This window comes from Mycolicibacterium anyangense (genome assembly GCF_010731855.1).
GTDB lineage: Bacteria > Actinomycetota > Actinomycetes > Mycobacteriales > Mycobacteriaceae > Mycobacterium > Mycobacterium anyangense.
Genome location: NZ_AP022620.1, coordinates 3,229,907 through 3,248,746, shown reverse-complemented (window position 1 = coordinate 3,248,746; position 18,840 = coordinate 3,229,907). Strand labels below are relative to the sequence as shown.

Here is an 18,840-nt window from a genome sequence, read left to right as displayed (position 1 = left end):
AACCGACGGGGCGGCTCTTGCCCGGTGGGTTGGAGTAGCGTTTCGAACATGCTTTCGAGTGTGGTGGTGGAAGGATTCGCGGAGGTCAACGCCGCGCTCGATGCCGTCGCCGAGGTGGATCTGAGTGGGCTCGATCCGCAGCAGCTACTGCACCTGGCCGCCCTCACCGAGAAGACCTTGCGCCGGCTCACCGTGATATCCCACGACGTCAGTCTGCACGTGAGCCGTCGCGGCGTCGCCGAAGTCGGGGGCGCTCCGGCCAAGGTACTGGCGGACTGGCTGCGCATCAGCCCCGCCGAAGCTCGCCGCCGTGCCCGGGTCGCCGAACCCCTGGCCGAGCGCACCACCCTCACCGGTGAAGCGTTGGCGCCTCACCAGCCGGCCACGGCGCAGGCCTGGCGATCCGGCGATCTCGACGGCGAACACGTGCGCGTCATCCAGCGCTTCCTGGCCGACCTGCCGCTGGACGTCACGGCGGCGCAACGGGAGAAGGCCGAAGCGTTTCTCGCCGAGCATGCCCGGCTGCTGCGTCCCGACCAGCTGGCCCGGCTCGCCGACCGACTGGCCATCGAGCTCAATCCAGACGGGGTATTCAGCGACGAGGACCGCGCCCGCAAGCGAGGGTTCATCCTGGGCCGCCAGCGCTCGGACGGGATGACCGAGGCCAGGCTGTGCGCCACCCCGGAGCTGCGGTCCTATCTGGAAGCTCTGCTGGCCAAGTTCGGCGCCCCGGGCATGTGTAATCCGGCCGACCAGACCGCCGTCACCGACGGTGAACCGGTGCAGGCCCAGGTTCAAGCGGACACCCGCACCGTGGCCCAACGCCATCACGATGCTCTGATGGCTGTGCTGCGCTCCACATTGGGAGATCCGAAACTGGGCCGGCACCACGGCCTGCCGGTGACCGTGGTGGTCTCGGCCACGCTGCAGGAGTTGCAGGAGCGCACCGGCTACGGCGTCACCGGCGGAGGAGGGCTGGTGCCGATGGAAGACGTCATCCGGATGGCCGCCCATTCCTACCACTACCTCGCCCTGTTCGACGGGGTCACCGGGCAGTCGCTCTGGCTGGGGCGCACCAAACGGCTGGCCACTGCGGACCAGCGAATCGTGTTGCACGCCAGGGATCGTGGCTGTACAGCACCGGGATGCACGGTGCCGGGTTACGGCTGTCAGGTGCAGCATGCGGCCAAGGACTGGTCCGACGGTGGCGCCACCAACATCGATGAACTCGCGTTCGCGTGCCAGTGTGACAACCTGCTCGTCGAGAACGGTGGCTGGAGTACCCGAAAGCTGCCCAACGGGGACACCGAATGGATACCGCCGTCGCACCTGCCACTGCCCGGTGGCACCAATGCCTATCACCATCCGGAGCGCTTTCTCAGGGAACGCGAAGGCCCGCGCCGGGAATGAATCGGTGTCCCGTGGCGCTTGAGGCAGGCATGACGTACACCCTGGCCGCTGACGCAGCTCTGCTTGCACCGATCACCATCGGCACTGTGACCGCGCGTAATCGGATCTTCATGGCGCCGCTCACCCGCAGCCGGGCACAGGCTGACGGCACTCCGAGTGATCTGCAGGTCGAGTACTACGCGCAGCGGGCGGCGGCAGGTCTGATCATCACCGAGGCCACCGCCGTCTCGCCGGGTGGCAACGGCGCCTATCTCAACACTCCGGGCATCTACACCGATGCCCACGAGCGCCAGTGGGCCGAGGTCGCCGAGGCCGTCCATGATCGTGACGGACTGATCTTCATGCAGATCTGGCACGTCGGTCGGATGGCGCACCCCGACATCAGCGGCGGCGAATCGGTGGCGCCCTCGGCGATCGCTGCCGAGATGTCCGCGCACACGCCGGACGGCAAGAAGCCGTTGCCGGTGCCGCGGGCGCTGGAGACCGCCGAAATCCCCGGGATCGTCGCACACTTCCGCGCAGCGGCCCGGCGGGCCGTGGACGCCGGCATGGACGGCGTCGAGATCCACTCCGCCAACGGCTATCTGTTGCACCAGTTCCTGGCCGACTCGACCAATCGGCGCACCGACCACTACGGCGGCTCACCGGAGAATCGTGCGCGGCTGGCGGCCGAGGTCATCGAGGCGGTTGCCCAGGAGATCGGCCCCGACCGGGTCGGGGTGCGGATCTCGCCGGGAAGCCACGCCGGCGACATTCACGAGATTGACACCGTCTCCGCGTACGAGGCTCTGCTGCAGCGCATTTCATCGTTGGATCTGGCCTATCTGCATGTCCTGATGAATCCCGACGCCGAGGAGTTCGGGACGATTCGCGCGCTGTGGCCGGGCACCTTCGTGCTCAACACCGGCCGTGACGTGCAGACCAGCTTCTGCCAGTTGGAGAACCTCGCGGACTGGGGTGTCATCAGTGCCGCCACCGTCGGTCGGTCCTACCTGGCCAATCCCGATCTGATCGACCGGTTGCTGCTGGGTGCCGAACTCACCGAGCCCGACGTGGCGACGTTCTATTCACCCGGCCCGCGGGGCTACGTCGACTACCCGACGCTGGCGACGACCGTCTGAGCCGCCTTCTGGTGGCGGCGCTGGCGCTCCGCGGTCGCCAGGTAGAACGCCCACGCGAAAGCGAAGCTGGTGAACAGGCTGGAGACGAAGAACAGCCAGGGTCTGCGAATCCCGCGCCGGTAGCCGTCCACGATGGTGAACAACGGCAGCAGGATGACGTTGCCGATGGTGTAGTCCTGGCTGGCCGACGCCGCAGCCGGGTTGTCGTAGCCCAAAGTGATGAATTGCCACCAGCTTCCATTACCGCTGAAGACGTTGCCGGTGCCGTCGGCGTACTGGTGGACGAACTTGATGTTGAAGTACCAGCCCAACACGACCGAGGCGATACCGGCCACGTAGTAGGCCACCTCGAGGGCACTCAACGCCGGCCCGGTGGCGGGCCGACGAAAGATCGTCGGGTTGGACTGGATGACCCAGGCGATCACCAGGACGGCGAGCACGGCATGCACGATCAGCGTCATGGTTGGTGAATGTAGACCAACCAGTCCGGTGTTTTGTCAATTTTGACAAATCAAAGTGAGGTAGGTTGTCGTCCGTGATTCGGCCTGCTCAGACCGCTCGCAGCGAGCGCACCCGCGACGCGCTGCGGCGCGCCGCCATGGTTCGGTTCCTCGCCCAGGGCGTCGAAGAGACCTCGGCCGAGCAGATCGCGGCGGACGCCGGGGTGTCGCTGCGCACCTTCTACCGCCACTTCACCTCCAAACACGACCTGCTGTTCGCCGACTACGACGCCGGGCTGGAGTGGTTCCGCGCCGCGCTGAAGGCGCGCTCGCCCGCGGAGCCGATCCTGGAATCCGTGCAATCGGCCATCGACGCCTCCCCGTATGACCCGGAGGCCGTCGCGCAGATTGCCGCACTGCGCGCCAAGGAACTGGACCCCGGCAGCATCGTGCGGCATACCCGGCAGGTGGAGGCCGAATTCGCCGATGCCGTCGCCGAACAGATGTCGGCCGGTGCCGAGGCGGCCTCGGTGGATGAACGCCTCTACGTCATCGTCTCGTCCCGCTGCATCGCCGCAGCCGTCTTCGGTGCCATGGAGATGTGGATGACCGGTGATGACCAGTCGCTGGAGGAACTCCAGCGGTTGTGTCGCGCCGCGCTCGCGCTCCTGCGCCCCGACCACCTCACCGGCTAGCGTCCGGGGCCTCCGGCCGTGGCATGCTGGCCGCCATGCATGCATTTCGCGCTGCTGTCGAAGCCGGTGACTTCGATGCCCTGCCCGCGCTGATGGCCGACGACGTGGTGTTCCGCAGCCCCATTGCGCACAAGCCGTACCAGGGTCGCGAGACCGTCGGGGTGATCCTTCGGGCCGTCTCGCGGGTGTTCGCCGACCTGACCTATGTCCGGGAGATCGGCGCCGAGGGCGCTGCCGACCACGCGTTGGTGTTCACCGCCAAGGTTGGCGAACTCGATATCAACGGGTGCGATTTCCTGCACGTCGATGCCGACGGGCTCATCGACGAGTTCACCGTGATGCTGCGTCCGCTGCGGGCCGTCAACGCCTTCGCCGAGCGGATGAGCGAGGAATTCGCGAAAGAGATGCAGCGGTCCGGTCTTTCGGGCTGACACGGCGTGTGCTCCCACACTTGACCGCGGGTGCGGAGCACCATCGAACCCATGGCGCGGATCGGCCACGACTCCCTGATCGTTCGAGCCGTCCGGCGTCCGGACGCCACCTGGCTGTTCACCCTGCGCTACACGGTCTACTTCGACCAATCCGAGCTCGGCCTGCGCTTCGACGACAGCGTCGCGGTGGTCGCCGAGGAGTTCGCGGCGCCAGTACCTTTCGTCGCATGTGGACGTTCGGTCCTGCGGACCAAGCGGGTCGTCGTCGACGATGACGTGATCACCCGACTCGACGACGTTCGGGCCACCGTGTGCCTGCGCCGTCGCGGCGGCGCCGATGCGTTGACTCAGTCTGCCCGCGTGCGCAGGATCTCGGCCCAGTCGCTGGGCACCCGGCCGCGCGGGCCGGGCACTGTCTCGTCGACCGGCCGGCTCTCCGGCGGCGCCAGTCGCGGTCCGTCGTAGTACTGGTTGTCCTGGTAGTTCCAGAACCAGTCCTCGCCCGGCTCGAACGACCGGATGATCGCGTGACCGGACTGCCGCCAGTGCGCGGCGGCATGGCGCTTCGGTGAGTCGTCGCAGCACCCGATGTGGCCGCAGGCAGCGCAGCGGCGCAGGTGCACCCACCAGCCGCCGGCGGCGTCGCACTCGACGCAGCCTGTACCGCTCGGAGGGACGGACGGGTCCACCGCGTCAGCCATGAACCCCAGGCTACCGGCGGTCGCCGGGCACGGCGGGCAACAATTGTGCTCACCGAGATTCAATCCGTCTGAGCGAAACGAAATGCTGTGCGGCGACCTGCCGATACCGATATTTGACGCTCCAGCTTCCCTGCCATCCCGCGTTGACAGCCCCTGGGTGCTCTCTTAGCGTCCCGCTCAAGCCGGGGCGATGAGAGGACTACATGTGGGATCCGCAGCGGGGTGCTGGCGCCTGGCAGCCGTCATGGCGCCGACGTCCTTGCCTCACCCGCGAATCCTCGGCGGCCCCCGGTGAAGGTTGGGGCCTGGTCCAAGCCCGTTTTTTCCATCGGCGACTTCGTGGTGCTGGTGGGGGAGACGTGTGCGGCGATGTTCCGCCGCCCGTTCGCCTGGCGTGAGCTCCTCGACCAGATCTGGTTCGTGGCCCGGGTGTCGATCGTGCCCACCGTGGTGCTGTCGATTCCCTACACGGTGTTGATCGTCTTCACCCTGAACATCGTTCTGCTGGAGGTCGGCGCGGGTGACCTGTCCGGTGCCGGCGCCGCGCTCGCCTCGGTCACCCAGGTCGGCCCGGTGGTGACGGCGATCGTCGTCGCCGGCGCCGGCTCGACCGCGATGTGCGCGGACCTCGGCGCCCGCACCATCCGCGAGGAGATCGACGCGATGAAGGTGATCGGCGTCGACCCGATTCAAGCGCTGGTGGTGCCGCGGGTGATCGCCGCGACTTTCGTTGCGCTGATGCTGTATTCGGTGGTCGCGGTGGTCGGCCTGGCCGGCAGCTACTTCTTCGTCGTCTACATCCAGCACGTCACGCCGGGGGCGTTCGTCGCCGGCATGACCCTGCTCACCGGGCTGCCGCAGGTGATCGTCTCTCTGGTCAAGGCGCTGTTGTTCGGCCTCTCGGCCGGATTGATCGCCTGCTACAAGGGCCTGTCCGTGGGCGGCGGTCCGACCGCGGTCGGCAATGCCGTCAACGAGACTGTGGTTTTCGCGTTCATGGCGCTGTTCCTGATCAACATCCTGGCCACGGCGTTCGGTGTGAAGGTGGCGCCGTGAGCGAGAAGCGAAGCGGGATCGCGCAGTGGGCCGTGAGCACCAGCGAGGGCAACCGGGTGATCGACTCCACCCGCAAACTGGGTGAGCAGACGGTCTTCTACGGCAACGCCCTGGCCGCCACCCCCGACGCCCTGCGCCGGTACCCCGCCGAGGTGCTGCGACTGATCGCCGGGATGGGCATGGGCACCGGCGCGCTCGCCGTCATCGGCGGCACCGTGGTGATCGTCGGCTTCCTGACGCTGTCCACCGGTGCGTTGATCGCGGTGCAGGGCTACAACACCTTGTCCAACGTCGGCATCGAAGCCCTCACCGGCTTCCTCGGTGCCTTCCTCAACGTCCGCTTCATCGCTCCGGCGACCGCGGGCGTGGCACTGGCCGCCACCATCGGCGCCGGCGCCACCGCTCAGCTCGGGGCGATGCGGATCAACGAGGAGATCGATGCGCTGGAGGTGATGGGCATCCGGGCGGTGACCTATCTGGCCTCGACGCGCATCGTCGCCGGTGTGCTGGCGGTCATCCCGATCTACACGGTCGCCGTGCTGATGTCGTTCCTGGCCACCAGGTTCGGCACCACCATCATCTACGGCCAGTCCCGGGGCGTGTACGACCACTACTTCTCGACGTTCCTGCACCCGAGCGACCTGATGTGGTCGTTCATCGAAGCCCTGGCCATGGCGGCGGTGGTGATGACCATCCACACCTACTACGGCTACAGCGCCACCGGAGGACCGGCCGGCGTCGGGGAGGCCGTCGGCCGGGCGGTGCGCACCTCGATCACCGCCGGCGTCTTCATCCTGCTGACCATCACGCTGTCCGTCTACGGACAGTCCGGCAACTTCCATCTGTCGGGGTGACCGGGTGGCCAACTCGTCCCGGCGGGCGAAGATCGATCCGATCTGGTACGCCCCCGTCCTGATCCTGGTGATCGCCGCGCTCACCGCCCTGACCGCCGTGCTGTTCTCCGGAGGGCTGCGCACCACCGTTCCGTTGACCGTGGTGTCGGACCGTGCTGGCCTGGTGATGGAGGACGGCGCCAAGGTCAAGCTGCGGGGTGTGCAGATCGGCGAGGTGGCCTCCGTCGGCGCCGAGCACGCCGGCGGCGCCAACCTGTCCACACTGCGACTCAAGATCGATCCGGGACCGTTCCAGTACCTGCCCGGCAACGTCGAGGCGGAGATCAAGTCCAGCACGGCGTTCGGGGCCAAGTACGTCGACCTGGTCGTCCCGGATTCCGGCAGTGCCGCAGGACATTTGGCGCCTGGTGCGGTGCTGCACTCGCGCAATGTGACCGTCGAGGTCAACACCGTCTTCGAGAACCTTCAGTCGGTGGTGCGCTCGATCGACCCGGCCAAGCTCAACGCGGTGTTCACCGCCGTCGCCGATGCCGTCCGCGGCAAGGGTGAACGGATGGGTCAGGCGATTTCCGACGCCAACACCGTCTTGCTGGCGGTCAACCCCAGAATGCCGACCGTACAGCGGGACTGGCAGCTGTTCGGTCAGACGATGCAGGCGTATTCCGATGCCGCACAGAACATCCTGGCGATCCTGGACAACTTCACCACCACCAGCTCGACCATCACCGACAATGCCGCAGCGCTCGACAGCCTGCTGCTGTCCGCGGTCGGCTTCTCGCAGTCCGGTATCACCACGCTCGGGGCCAACCAGCCGAACCTGGTGCGCGCCATGAACATCCTCGACCCGGTCACCGCGCTGTTCATGAAGTACTCGCCGACCTACACCTGCCTGTTCGAGGGCGCGCAGTGGTTCCTGGATAACGGTGGACGGGACGCCCTGGGCGGCAACGGCAAGTCGGTCATCATGGACGCGGCACTGCTGGCCGGGGACGACCCGTACCGCTACCCGGACAACCTGCCCGTCACCAATGCCACCGGCGGGCCCGGTGGAAAGCCCAGTTGCGGCTCGTTGCCCGACGCCAGTAAGAACTTCCCGGTCAAGTACCTGGTCACCGACACCGGTTTCGGCACCGGACTCGACGTGCGGCCCAACCCGGGCATCGGATTCCCCGGCTTCGCCAACTACTTCCCGGCCACCAAGGGAGTCCCCGAACAACCGCGCATCCGGTACCCGGGCGGACCTGCCCCCGGCCCGCCGCCGCCCTATCCGGGCGGACCGGCCTACGGCGCACCCGAGTACGCCCCGGACGGAACACCGCTGTATCCGCCGCCACCGGGAGGCCAGCCGTGAGATCCAGTACCGCCAAGGCCGTCATCAGGGTGTCCTTGTTCACCGTGATGTGCCTGATCTTCACGTTCGTTCTCATCACGGTGTTCGGCCAGTTCCGCTTCGACACCCGCGCTTCCTACTCCGCGGTGTTCTCCAACGTCTCCGGCCTCAAGGGCGGCAACTTCGTCCGCATCGCCGGCGTCGAGGTCGGCAAGGTCGGGGACATGACCCTGCACAAGGACGGCACGGTCACCGTCGAGTTCGCCATCGATAAGGGACTGCAACTCACCGAAGGCACCACGGCGGTGGTGCGCTACGAGAACCTGATCGGGGACCGGTATCTGTCCCTGGAGGAGGGCCCCGGCTCGGTACGCAGGCTGCTTCCGGGACAGACGATTCCGCTGTCCCGGACTTCACCGGCGCTGGACGTCGACGCGCTGATCGGTGGCTTCCGGCCACTGTTCCGCGCCCTGGATCCCGAACAGGTCAATGCGCTTTCCGGGCAGTTGTTACGGGTGTTCCAGGGCCAGGGCGGCACGATCTCGTCGGTGCTGGCGCAGACCTCAGCACTGACCACCACCCTGGCCGGGCGTGACCAGCTGATCGGGGAGGTCATCACGAACCTCAACACCGTGCTGGGCACCTTCGCCACCCGCGACGAACAATTCGGCACCGGCCTGGACAAGCTCTCACAACTGGTACAGGGCCTGGCCGACCGCCGCAGCGACATCGGCAACGGACTGGCCTACATCAACGCCGCCGCCGGGTCGGTGGCCGACCTGCTCACCGCGGCGCGCCAGCCGATCAAGGACACCGTCACCCAGACCGACCGGTTCGCCGGGCAAGTGATGGCCGACCACGACTACGTCGACGATCTGGTCAAGACCCTGCCCGACGCCTACCAGGTGCTGGCCCGCAACGGCTTGTACGGCGACTACTTCGGCTTCTATCTCTGCGACGCGATTCTCAAGGTCAACGGCAAGGGCGGCCAGCCGGTGTTCGTCAAACTCGCCGGGCAGGACACGGGACGGTGCACACCCAAATGACACGAATCTCCCTGCGGCGTCCGCGATTCACGCCGCTGGCCGAACGCAACCGGCTCACCGTCGGCCTGGTCGGTGTGCTCATCCTGCTTGCGCTGGTGGTCGCGGTCTTCTCCTACGACAAGATTCCGTTCATCAAGGGCACCACCGACCAATCCGCCTACTTCGCCGAGGCCGGTGGCATCAAGACCGGCAGCGATGTGCGGGTATCGGGACTGGCGGTGGGACGAGTCTCCGGCATCTCGCTCGAGGGCACGAAAGTGTTGGTGGACTTCACCGTTGCCGACGGTGTCGAGCTCGGCGACCGCACCGAGGCCGCCATCAAGACCGAAACCGTGCTGGGCACCAAGTATCTGGAACTGACGCCGCGGGGCGACGGCTCGCTGGCCGGGCCGATCCCGCTGGAGCGCACCCGCTCGCCCTACGACCTGACCGATGCGCTGGGTGATCTGACCACCACCATCAGCGGACTGGACACTGCGCAGCTGTCCTCGGCGCTGACCACGCTGGCCGATACCTTCAAAGACACCCCGCCGGATCTGAAGATCGCCCTGCAAGGGGTGGCCCGGTTCTCCGACACCCTCAACACCCGCGACGCCAAACTGCGCGACCTGCTGGCTGAGGCCAACAAGGTCACCGGAGTGCTGGCCAAACGCAGCGACCAGATCGCCCAACTGGTGGCCAACGCCAACGCACTGCTGGTAGAGCTTGTGGCGCAGCGCAATTCGGTCGACGCATTGATGACCAACCTCAGTGCGGTCTCCGCTCAGATCTCCGGTCTGGTGGCCGACAACCGCACCCAGATCAAGCCGGCCCTCGACAAGCTCAACGGTGTACTGGCCATCCTGGACAACCGCAAGAAGGAACTGCAGCGCACGCTGTACCTGCTGCGCCGGTACGCGATGTCGTTCGGTGAGGTGCTGGGATCCGGCCCATTCTTCAAGGCCTCGCTGGTCAACCTCATCCCCGGTCAGTTCTCCCAGCCGTTCATCGACGCGGCGTTCTCCGATCTCGGCTTGGACCCAAACGTGAAGGTGCCCTCGGAACTCGTCGACCCTGGTGTCGGCCAGCCCGCCACGCCGCCGCTGCCGGTGCCCTACCCGCGCACCGGACAGGGCGGTGACCCGAACCTGACGCTGCCCGATGCGATCGCCGGCAACCCTGGTGACCCGCGCTACCCCTACCGCGAGCCGTTGCCCGCCCCGCCGCCCGGCGGCCCGCCGCCGGGCCCGCCGGCCCTGGCTCCCGCACCGGGACAGCTACCGCCGCCGTCGATCCCGCCGGTGGCCCCCGACCCCGCGGCGGGAGGTAACTGACCATGACCCGGCATCGGCGTGCCATCCAATTCGGCGCCGGCATCAGCCTGCTCGCCATCCTCGCGGTGGCGATCACCGTGGTGGCCACCCCGTGGTGGCGGCACGTCGCGCAGAACACCTACGTCGCCTACTTCGCCAACACCAACGGCCTGTATACCGGCGACGAGATCCGCATCCTCGGCGTCGCGGTGGGCACCGTGGAGAAGATCGAGCCCCAGCCACAGGCCGCCAAGGTGACCTTCACCGTCGACCGCAAGTATCCGGTGCCCGCCGACGTCAAGGCGGCGATCCTGTCGCCGTCGCTGGTGTCGGCCCGAGCCGTCCAGCTGGTTCCCGCGTACTCCGATGGTCCGAAACTCGCTGACGGCGCGACGATTCCGATCGAACGCACCGCGGTCCCCGTCGAATGGGACGACCTGCGCCGTCAACTCGAGAAGCTCACCGCGTCGCTGCAGCCCACCGAGCCCGGTGGGCCCAGCCCGCTGGGGGAGTTCATCAACACCGCCGCGGACAACCTGCGTGGCCAGGGCGACACCGCCCGCGACACGGTGATCAAGCTGTCCCAGGCCACCTCCGCACTCGGCGATCACGCCACCGACATCTTCGGCACGGTGAAGAACCTGCAACTGCTGGTGTCGGCGCTGTCCTCGAGCAGTGACCTACTGGCATCCTTCAACACCAACCTCGCCGAGGTCACCGGCGTGCTGTCCAACACCCCCAACGAAGTCGCCGACGCCACCAAGGGTCTCGACGGCGCGCTGAAGGACCTTCAGGGCTTCGTCGCCGACAACCGGGAGGGTCTGGGGACGACCTTCGACCACCTCAACGCGATCACCACCGCGCTCAACGACAGCCGCACCGACGTCAAGCAGGTGCTGCACATCGCGCCGAGCGTGTTCAGCAACTTCACCAACATCTACCAGCCGGCCCAGAGTGCCATCACCGGCATCCTCGCGCCGGTCAACTTTGCCGACACCGTCGGATTCATCTGCGGCGCAATCCAGTCCGCGTCACGCGAAGGCTGGGAGCAGTCCTCCAAGCTGTGTGTCCAGTACCTGGCACCAATCGTCAAGAACCGCCAGTACAACACCTTTCCGATTGGCGGCAACCCGTTCGTCGGCGCCGTCGCCCGGCCCAACGAGCTCACCTACAGCGAGGACCGGCTCAATCCGCATCTGCCGCCGGCCAATCCGGCGCCGGCGCCGACTGACGGTGCCGCGGCGTTGGCAGCCGAGGTGCCACCGGCGACGTCGACCGATCCTGGTGCGGGACTGGAAGGCCTGATGGTTCCGGAGAGTTCGCCGTGAGCCGGCTGGTGGCCGCTACCCTGGTGGTGCTGTTCTGCCTCACCGGATGCCAGTGGCGTGGCCTGAATTCGCTGAGCCTGCCGGGCACCACCGGCAGCGGGGACGGCTCCTACACCATCCAGGCACAGCTGCCCGACGTGGTGACGATCCAGCAGAACACCCGGGTGCGGGTGGCCGACGTCAACGTCGGCAACGTCACCAAGATCGAGGTCCAGGATTGGCATGCCCTGGTGACGATGCGCATCAACGGCGATGTGCACCTGCCCGCCAACGCCACCGCCAAGGTCGGACAGACCAGCCTGCTGGGCTCCATGCACATCGAGCTCGCGCCACCCACCGACGAAGCCCCGGAAGGGCAGCTCACGGACGGCTCGATCATCCCGTTGTCCCGGGCGGCCACCTATCCCACCACCGAACAGACATTGGCCTCGGTGTCGGTGTTGCTCAACGGTGGCGGCCTGGGCCAGCTACAGGAGATCAACCAGGCGTTCGCCAAGGCCCTGTCCGGCCGTGAGGACGTGATGAAAAGCCTTCTGAATCAGCTGGATACGTTCATCAGCCAGCTGAATGGCCAGACCGACGACATCATCACGGCCACCGAGAAACTCAATTCGCTGGCCGGCCAGGTGGCCGCCAAGGACCAGGCCGTCGACAAGGCCCTGACCACCATCCCGCAGGCGCTGGCCGTGCTCGCCGACTCGCGCACCAAGCTGGCCAACGCCATCGACGCACTCGGCAAGTTCAGCGCCGTCGCGGCCGACACCGTCCACCAGACCAAGCAAGCACTGGTGGACAACCTCCGCAACATGGCGCCCGTGCTGCGGGAACTCGCCAACGCCGGGCCCGCGCTGACCCGGGGTCTGGACTTCCTGTCCACCTACCCATGGGTGAAAAGCACCATCCCGAACTGGTTTCGGGGCGACTTCGCCAACATCACCCTGATCGTCGACCTGACACTCAGCCGCATCGACAGCAGTCTGTTCACCGGCACCCGTTGGGAGGGCAATCTCACCGAACTCGAACTGCAGTGGGGCCGCACGATCGGCCAGATGCCCAGTCCCTACACCGCGGGCAACCCGTTGATCGCCCCCTACCACTTCGACGGGTACTGAGATGCTGCGACTACCCCGCTCCGTGTGGCGGCAACTGGCGATCCTGGCCGCCATCACCGTCATCTCGGTCAGCATCATGGCATTCGGATTCGTCAAACTGCCTGCACTGCTGGGGATCGGGCGCTACACGGTCAGCGTGAACCTCCCGGTCTCCGGTGGGCTGTACCCGACGTCGGTGGTCACCTACCGCGGTACCGAGGTGGGCCGGGTGAAATCCATCGACGTCACCGCCAACGGCGTGCGTGCCGTGCTGGACCTCGACTCCGGCATCCCGATTCCGACTCCGGTCGAGGCGGCGGTGCACAGTCGATCCGCCGTCGGTGAGCAGTTCCTCGAACTGACACCCAAGAACGGGTCGGGTCCCACGCTGCGCAACGGCGACGTCATCCCGGCCGCGCAGGTGCAGACCCCGCCCGACATCGGGAAGCTTCTCGACGCCACGAATACGGCGCTGCAAGCGATTCCGCAGGAGAATCTGCGAACGGTCGTCGACGAGGCGGCCAAGGCTGTCGGCGGGTTGGGGCCCGAGCTGGCCCGCATCGTCGACGGCTCCACCGCGCTGGCCATCGAGGCCGGCCGCAACGTCGACTCGATCACCCAACTGATCGACCAGTCGCCGCCGGTGCTGAATTCCCAAGTCCAGAGCTCGGATTCGATCGCGGCCTGGGCGGCACACATGGCGTCGATCACCGGCCAGTTCGCCTCGCAGGACGCGGCGTTGGCCGACCTGCTTCGATCCGGGGCACCGGCGCTCGCGCAAGGGCGTGCGCTGTTCGACCGGATCAACCCGGGCCTGCCGGTCTTGCTGGCGAACCTGGTGAGCCTGGGCGACATCGCCGTCACCTACCGCAGCGACATCGAGCAGCTGCTGGTGCTCTTCCCGCAGGGCACCGCCGTCATGCAGGCCATCACCGTCCCGGATTCAAAGGTCAAGCAGGCCTTCCGGGGTATCTATCTGGACTTCAACCTGAACCTGAATCTGCCGCCACCGTGTAACACCGGATTCCTTCCGGTGCACCAGCAGCGCTCGCCGTCCGACGTGGACTACCCCGAGCGTCCCGCCGGCGACCTCTACTGCCGTATCCCGCAGGATTCCGACATGAATGTTCGTGGCGTACGCAACATTCCGTGTGAGACCAAGCCGGGTAAGCGTGCACCCACGGTGGAGATGTGTGACAGCGACGAGAATTACGTCCCGCTCAACGACGGCTTGAACTGGAAGGGTGACCCCAACGCGACGTTCTCCGGACAGGGGGTGCCGCAGTACCCGCCCGGGACTCCGGTTGCCGCCGTTCCCTACGACCCGGCCACCGGGACCTACATCGGTCCCGATGGCAAGCCGTATACCCAGGCCGACCTGGCGCACCCGTCCAACCGGACCTGGCAGTCGATGCTGATCCCGCCGTCGCCCTGAGCTGCCGATGGCCAAACCGGTCCACGGGTGACGCCGTGTCGCTATGGTCACGCCATGGCAGTCAACGATTCGCGGGAAGTGACCATCGAAGCGACACCCGAGGAGATCCTCGACGTGATCGCCGACGTCGAATCGACACCGACCTGGTCACCGCAGTACCAGAGCGCCGAGGTGCTCGACAGCTACGACAATGGCCGGCCGCGGCAGGTCAAGATGAAGATCAAGGCCGCCGGCCTGACCGACGAGCAGATCGTCGAGTACACCTGGACTGACAGCGGTGCCAGCTGGACCCTGGTCAAGGCTGGCCAGCTGCGGTCGCAGGATGCCTCGTACACACTGACCCCGGACGGCGAGAAGACCAGGGTTCGCTTCGAGATCACCGTTGACCCGTCGGTACCCATCCCGGGCTTCCTGCTCAAGCGAACGATGAAGGGCGCGATGGAGACCGCCACCGACGGGCTGCGCAAACAGGTCCTGAAGGTCAAGAACGGCGGCTGAGTTAGCGTGTTTGCGTGACGAACACGGGGCCACTGGCCGGGGTCAGAGTGATCGAACTCGGCGGGATCGGGCCGGGACCGCACGCCGGCATGATGCTGGCCGACCTCGGGGCCGACGTCGTGCGGGTGCGCCGCCCCAGCGGCGGCATGGCGATGCCCGCCGAGAGCATCGACCTGTTCCACCGCGGCAAACGGGTGGTCGATCTGGACATGAAGTCGCAGCGCCAGGAGTTGCTGGACTTGGTGGCCGGGGCCGACGTGCTGTTGGACTGTTTCCGCCCCGGCACCTGCGAGCGGCTCGGGATCGGACCGGACGAGTGCGCCGCGGTCAACCCACGACTGGTGTTCGCCCGGATGACCGGCTGGGGCCAGCACGGGCCGCTGGCCGCCACGGCCGGCCACGACATCAACTACCTGTCCCAGACCGGTGCGCTCAACGCCATCGGCTACCGCGACCGGCCGCCGGTGGTGCCGCTGAACCTGGTCGCCGACTTCGGCGGCGGATCCATGCTGGTGCTGCTGGGCATCGTCGCCGCACTCTACGAACGGGAGCGCTCCGGTCAGGGGCAGGTGGTCGACGCCGCAATGGTCGACGGTGTCAGCGTGCTGGCCCAGGCGATGTGGACCATCAAGTCGACCGGCCGGGTCTCCGATGAACGCGAGTCTTTCCTGCTCGACGGCAGCTGCCCCTACTACCGCACGTATGAGACCGCTGACGGCAAATATCTGGCGGTTGGCTCGATCGAACCGCAGTTTTTCGCGGAATTGCTTGTAGGCCTTGGCTTATCGGCGGACGACGTACCGGCCCAGTCCGATGTCGCCGGCCGCGCCGAGATGGCGCGCATCTTCACCGAGCGCTTCGCGACCAAGACCCGCGACGAGTGGACGGAGATCTTCGCCGGCACCGACGCGTGTGTCACGCCGGTGCTCAGCTGGAGCGAAGCGGCCGTCAGCGCACACCTGCGGGAGCGTGGCACCTTGGTGGACGTCGACGGCACCACCCAGGCCGCACCGGCGCCACGGTTCTCCCGCAGCCAGGCCGGACCGATCGGCGTACCTCCACAGGCGTCCACGGATCTCGCCGACATCGGTTGGTAAGAAACGCGATGAGAGCCTGGGGAGGTTGCCGGCCGCGGTCACCAAGCAGGCCGCAGTCCGTCTTCGTCATCGAAGCTCACCCAGCGCTCCAGCAGTTCGCCGCGTTCAACGGCTGAGGGACCCCCGAGTCTCTTTTCCACTATCGAGGTCAGGGCCGATCTCCAGTTGTCCAGTTCGGCATGAGCGAATCGTCGTGAGGCCGGGCTAACGGAGGCGAAGTTGCCACGGAGAAGTCTGGTGACCGTACTCGTTGGGGAGAGCACTGAAGTGGGTACGACCGGTTCGATCATGACCGGCTCGCGGCGGGCCATGCCGACGCCAATGTCGACGACGTTCATTCCGGTATAGGCGGCTTTGTGGCAGGAAGCCCATAACCGCGGATTGCACTCGGTAAGGTATAAACCCCCCTCACTGGGGGTTCCGCGCATGTCAAAGCTCAGCACTCCGTGAACCGACTTGGCGCTCACGATTTCCTCCGCCATGCCAATCGCGGAGGGAAGGTTCACGAACTCCAATGATCTGTCCGGCGCGACCTGTTGAACTCGGCCACCGAGGACTGAGCCATCCCGTGCGATGACGCTGAGCGTCAGGTCGAATCCTGGCACATATTCCTGAACCAGTACTGGCAAAAGCCCAGCGGCGTCGATTCGTCCGATGACCGATTCGACTTCGGCGGGGGAGTCTGCGAACCGCAGGCCGAGCGAACCCTCGCCGTGTACTGGCTTCAGTACCAACTTTCCTGCCGGTAGTTCCGGCACGTTGTCGGCGCTGGAGATGAGGACAGTGGCAGGCGTTGGTAGTGAGAGTTGCTGTACCAGCTGGAAGAAACGCCACTTGTCGTTCAGCTCTTCCAGGTCCGCGGCTGGTGAAAGCGGGAACACATTCTGCGGCGGGAGGGCGGCCGCATTACGAGCGAGGAACAAGGTCGGTTGAATTCCGACGGGAATGATCACGGTATCGGTGTGTGCGACTCTGTCGCGCAATCGACCGAGGAGTTCGGTGCTGTCCGACACGATATCGCTAGCTGCGACGCTGGCATGATCTGTGCAATTGCGCATTGCGCTGAGTCCTCGGCAACGGCTGGTCGCGAGCAACTCGAAGGTCATGTCGGCGTCGTACAGGCATCGAGCCACTGATCTGGCCAACGACGGATTCCAGGCAAGCAGCAAAGTATCCGATCTTCGCTGCCTGGGTCTGGACACGGAGGTAACTGTAAGCGGCACTCACCAGATTCTGCTCGTCGACATGCTTTGTGCTGGTGGTTCTTGGTTCGGAGAATCGCGCCGCAGGCTCCGCGGGCTGGCTACTGTGGCTCAGATGGCGGTTCGGGCATCGCGGGAGATCCTGATCGACGCCTCGCCGGAGGTCATCCTCGACGCGCTCGCCGACATCGAGGCCGTGCCGGCGTGGTCGTCGGTACACAAGCACGCCCACGTGGTCGACCGCTACGCCGACGGACGCCCGCACCACGTCAAGGTCACCGTCAAGATCCTCGGACTGATCGACCACGAGATGCTGGAGTACCACTGGGGCCGCGACTGGGTGGTGTGGGACGCCGACCGCACCCCCCAACAGCACGCCCAGCACGTCGAGTACACGCTGCATCCCGAAGGCGGGCAGACCCGGGTGCGCTTCGACATCACCATGGAGCCCTCCGCGCCGTTACCGGAGTTCCTGGTCAAGCGCGCCAAGAAGACGGTGCTGGCCGCCGCCACCGAGGGGCTGCGGCACTACGTCATGCGCGCAGCACGGCGAGACGCCTGATCGCTTCATCGAGAGTTTCCTGGCGTTTGCAGAAAGCGAAGCGCACCAAGTGATTCCACTTCTCGGCGTGCCCGGAGTGCGGGTCGCAGAACGCCGACATCGGGATCGCCGCCACCCCGGCGCGGGTGGGCAGCTCCGCGCAGAACGCCGCGCTGTCAGAAAAGCCGAGTGGGCGCGGATCGGCGCACAGGAAGTAGGTGCCTGCGCTGTCGTGCACGGCGAACCCGATGTCGGTCAGCGCGCCTGCGAGTGCGTCGCGTTTGACCTGCAGCGAGTCGCGCAGCGCGTCGACCCAGGCATCCTCGGTGTTGAGCGCGTAGGCCACCGCCGGCTGGAACGGCGCGCCACCGACATAGGAGAGGTACTGCTTGGCCGCCCGCACGCCGGCGATGAGATCGGTTGCGCCGCAGGCCCACCCGATCTTCCAGCCAGTGCAGTTGAACATCTTGGCCGCACTCGAGATCGTGACCGTGCGCGCCGCCATGCCGGGGTAGGTGGCGATCGGCAGGTGCCGGGTGTCGTCGTAGACCAGGTGCTCGTAGACCTCATCACTGATCACCAGCAGGTCGGCCTCGACGGCGACGCCGGCCAGGGCGCGCAGATCGGTATCGGAGAGCACCATCCCGGTCGGATTGTGCGGCGAGTTGACGATCACCGCCCGGGTGCGGGGCGTGATGGCGGCCCGCAGGGCGTCGACGTCGAGCGCGAAACCTTGGCCGTCGGGCACCAGCGCAACGGTGACCCGGTTGCAGCCCGCCATCGCGATGACGGGCGCGTAGGTGTCGAACGCCGGCTCGATCACCAGGACGTCGGAGCCCGGCTCGACCAGCCCCAGCACCGAGGCCGCGATGGCCTCGGAGGCGCCGACGGTGATCAGCACCTCGGTCTCCGGGTCGAACTGCATGCCGTAGCGGCGCAGGCGCTGGGCGGCGACAGCCTGGCGCAGGGCCAGGATGCCCGGACCGGGCGGGTACTGGTTGACCCCGTCGGTGATGGCTTGGCGGGCGGCGTCGAGCATGGCGGCCGGGCCGTCCTCGTCGGGGAAGCCCTGGCCGAGGTTGACCGCCCCGACGCGCGCGGCCAGTGCCGACATGGCGGCGAAGATGTTGACCGCATAGGGCTGCAGCCGCTGAACCGTCATGTCCAGTGAGCCTAGTGAGCCCTCGGCGATGGGGAAAACCCAGCTCAGGCGCCCAACCAACAGGTTGGCCGAACTGGCTGTTAGGGTGCCAATGCAGAGGTCTACGCTCC

20 protein-coding genes are annotated in these 18,840 nt (G+C 66.7%); 16 read left to right on the top strand and 4 right to left on the bottom strand.

Going from position 1 to position 18,840, the window contains the following annotated elements; all coding sequences use genetic code 11:
• The first annotated feature begins 48 nt into the window (after positions 1 to 48).
• Together G6N35_RS15225 and G6N35_RS15220 are read left to right on the top strand one after the other, a co-directional pair.
• Positions 49 to 1,410: a 13E12 repeat family protein gene (locus tag G6N35_RS15225; protein WP_163805009.1), complete on the top strand. Its 1,362-nt coding sequence runs from the start codon at positions 49 to 51 to the stop codon at positions 1,408 to 1,410.
• Between the two features lie 29 nt (positions 1,411 to 1,439).
• The gene (locus G6N35_RS15220) at positions 1,440 to 2,531 is read left to right on the top strand and encodes an alkene reductase (protein ID WP_163807699.1); all 1,092 of its coding nucleotides are present in this window, start codon (positions 1,440 to 1,442) and stop codon (positions 2,529 to 2,531) included.
• Here G6N35_RS15220 and G6N35_RS15215 read toward each other — a convergent pair.
• Positions 2,504 to 2,992: a DUF2834 domain-containing protein gene (locus G6N35_RS15215; RefSeq protein WP_163805008.1), complete on the bottom strand. Its 489-nt coding sequence runs from the start codon at positions 2,990 to 2,992 to the stop codon at positions 2,504 to 2,506. The genes G6N35_RS15220 and G6N35_RS15215 overlap by 28 nt on opposite strands.
• A 74-nt stretch (positions 2,993 to 3,066) precedes the next feature.
• Between G6N35_RS15215 and G6N35_RS15210 the strand changes: the two genes are divergently transcribed.
• The 3 genes from G6N35_RS15210 to G6N35_RS15200 are packed head-to-tail and all read left to right on the top strand — an operon-like array spanning position 3,067 to position 4,562.
• Positions 3,067 to 3,666, top strand: a complete 600-nt coding sequence (locus tag G6N35_RS15210; RefSeq protein WP_163805007.1) for a TetR/AcrR family transcriptional regulator — start codon at positions 3,067 to 3,069, stop codon at positions 3,664 to 3,666.
• A gap of 35 nt (positions 3,667 to 3,701) precedes the next feature.
• Entirely contained in the window at positions 3,702 to 4,097 is a 396-nt protein-coding gene (locus G6N35_RS15205; protein WP_163805006.1) for a nuclear transport factor 2 family protein, read from the top strand.
• Positions 4,098 to 4,127: 30 nt separating this feature from the next.
• Positions 4,128 to 4,562 carry a hypothetical protein gene (locus G6N35_RS15200; protein WP_220098508.1) on the top strand — a complete coding sequence of 145 codons (435 nt, stop codon included), beginning with the start codon at positions 4,128 to 4,130 and terminating at the stop codon, positions 4,560 to 4,562.
• Here G6N35_RS15200 and G6N35_RS15195 read toward each other — a convergent pair.
• Positions 4,445 to 4,798, bottom strand: a complete 354-nt coding sequence (locus G6N35_RS15195) for a UBP-type zinc finger domain-containing protein (protein ID WP_163805004.1) — start codon at positions 4,796 to 4,798, stop codon at positions 4,445 to 4,447. The two genes, G6N35_RS15200 and G6N35_RS15195, sit on opposite strands and share 118 nt — an antisense overlap.
• Positions 4,799 to 5,167: 369 nt before the next feature.
• Here G6N35_RS15195 and G6N35_RS15190 point away from each other — a divergent pair, with 369 nt between their 5' ends.
• Genes G6N35_RS15190 through G6N35_RS15145 form a run of 10 tightly spaced genes read left to right on the top strand, consistent with a single transcriptional unit; the run spans position 5,168 to position 15,825 of the window.
• The gene (locus tag G6N35_RS15190; RefSeq protein ID WP_407664625.1) at positions 5,168 to 5,854 is read left to right on the top strand and encodes an MlaE family ABC transporter permease; all 687 of its coding nucleotides are present in this window, start codon (positions 5,168 to 5,170) and stop codon (positions 5,852 to 5,854) included.
• 32 nt (positions 5,855 to 5,886) lie between these two features.
• Positions 5,887 to 6,708 carry an ABC transporter permease gene (locus tag G6N35_RS15185; protein WP_407664624.1) on the top strand — a complete coding sequence of 274 codons (822 nt, stop codon included), beginning with the start codon at positions 5,887 to 5,889 and terminating at the stop codon, positions 6,706 to 6,708.
• 4 nt (positions 6,709 to 6,712) lie between these two features.
• Complete coding sequence (locus G6N35_RS15180) at positions 6,713 to 8,059, top strand: MCE family protein (RefSeq protein WP_163805002.1); 1,347 nt, start codon at positions 6,713 to 6,715, stop codon at positions 8,057 to 8,059.
• Positions 8,056 to 9,084: an MCE family protein gene (locus G6N35_RS15175; protein WP_163805001.1), complete on the top strand. Its 1,029-nt coding sequence runs from the start codon at positions 8,056 to 8,058 to the stop codon at positions 9,082 to 9,084. The genes G6N35_RS15180 and G6N35_RS15175 overlap by 4 nt, the downstream gene beginning before the upstream one ends.
• Positions 9,081 to 10,397 (top strand): MCE family protein, encoded by a 1,317-nt coding sequence (locus tag G6N35_RS15170; RefSeq protein WP_163805000.1) that lies wholly within the window; start codon positions 9,081 to 9,083, stop codon positions 10,395 to 10,397. Before G6N35_RS15175 ends, G6N35_RS15170 begins: the two co-directional genes overlap by 4 nt.
• A 2-nt stretch (positions 10,398 to 10,399) precedes the next feature.
• On the top strand, positions 10,400 to 11,704 hold the full coding sequence (locus tag G6N35_RS15165; RefSeq protein WP_163804999.1) for an MCE family protein: 1,305 nt from the start codon (positions 10,400 to 10,402) through the stop codon (positions 11,702 to 11,704).
• Positions 11,701 to 12,816, top strand: a complete 1,116-nt coding sequence (locus G6N35_RS15160; RefSeq protein WP_163804998.1) for an MCE family protein — start codon at positions 11,701 to 11,703, stop codon at positions 12,814 to 12,816. Before G6N35_RS15165 ends, G6N35_RS15160 begins: the two co-directional genes overlap by 4 nt.
• Before the next feature lies 1 nt (position 12,817).
• A complete protein-coding gene (locus tag G6N35_RS15155) occupies positions 12,818 to 14,230 on the top strand; it encodes an MCE family protein (RefSeq protein ID WP_163804997.1) in 1,413 nt (470 codons plus the stop codon).
• Positions 14,231 to 14,284: 54 nt separating this feature from the next.
• A complete protein-coding gene (locus tag G6N35_RS15150; protein ID WP_163804996.1) occupies positions 14,285 to 14,728 on the top strand; it encodes an SRPBCC family protein in 444 nt (147 codons plus the stop codon).
• A gap of 14 nt (positions 14,729 to 14,742) precedes the next feature.
• Positions 14,743 to 15,825, top strand: a complete 1,083-nt coding sequence (locus G6N35_RS15145; RefSeq protein WP_163804995.1) for a CaiB/BaiF CoA transferase family protein — start codon at positions 14,743 to 14,745, stop codon at positions 15,823 to 15,825.
• 38 nt (positions 15,826 to 15,863) lie between these two features.
• Here the strand turns inward: G6N35_RS15145 and G6N35_RS15140 are convergent, their stop codons facing one another.
• On the bottom strand, positions 15,864 to 16,931 hold the full coding sequence (locus G6N35_RS15140; RefSeq protein ID WP_163804994.1) for an ATP-grasp domain-containing protein: 1,068 nt from the start codon (positions 16,929 to 16,931) through the stop codon (positions 15,864 to 15,866).
• A 211-nt stretch (positions 16,932 to 17,142) separates the two neighbouring features.
• Here G6N35_RS15140 and G6N35_RS15135 point away from each other — a divergent pair, with 211 nt between their 5' ends.
• Positions 17,143 to 17,589 carry an SRPBCC family protein gene (locus G6N35_RS15135; RefSeq protein ID WP_163804993.1) on the top strand — a complete coding sequence of 149 codons (447 nt, stop codon included), beginning with the start codon at positions 17,143 to 17,145 and terminating at the stop codon, positions 17,587 to 17,589.
• Here G6N35_RS15135 and G6N35_RS15130 read toward each other — a convergent pair.
• Complete coding sequence (locus G6N35_RS15130; protein WP_163804992.1) at positions 17,561 to 18,730, bottom strand: pyridoxal phosphate-dependent aminotransferase; 1,170 nt, start codon at positions 18,728 to 18,730, stop codon at positions 17,561 to 17,563. The genes G6N35_RS15135 and G6N35_RS15130 overlap by 29 nt on opposite strands.
• Between the last annotated feature and the right edge of the window lie 110 nt (positions 18,731 to 18,840).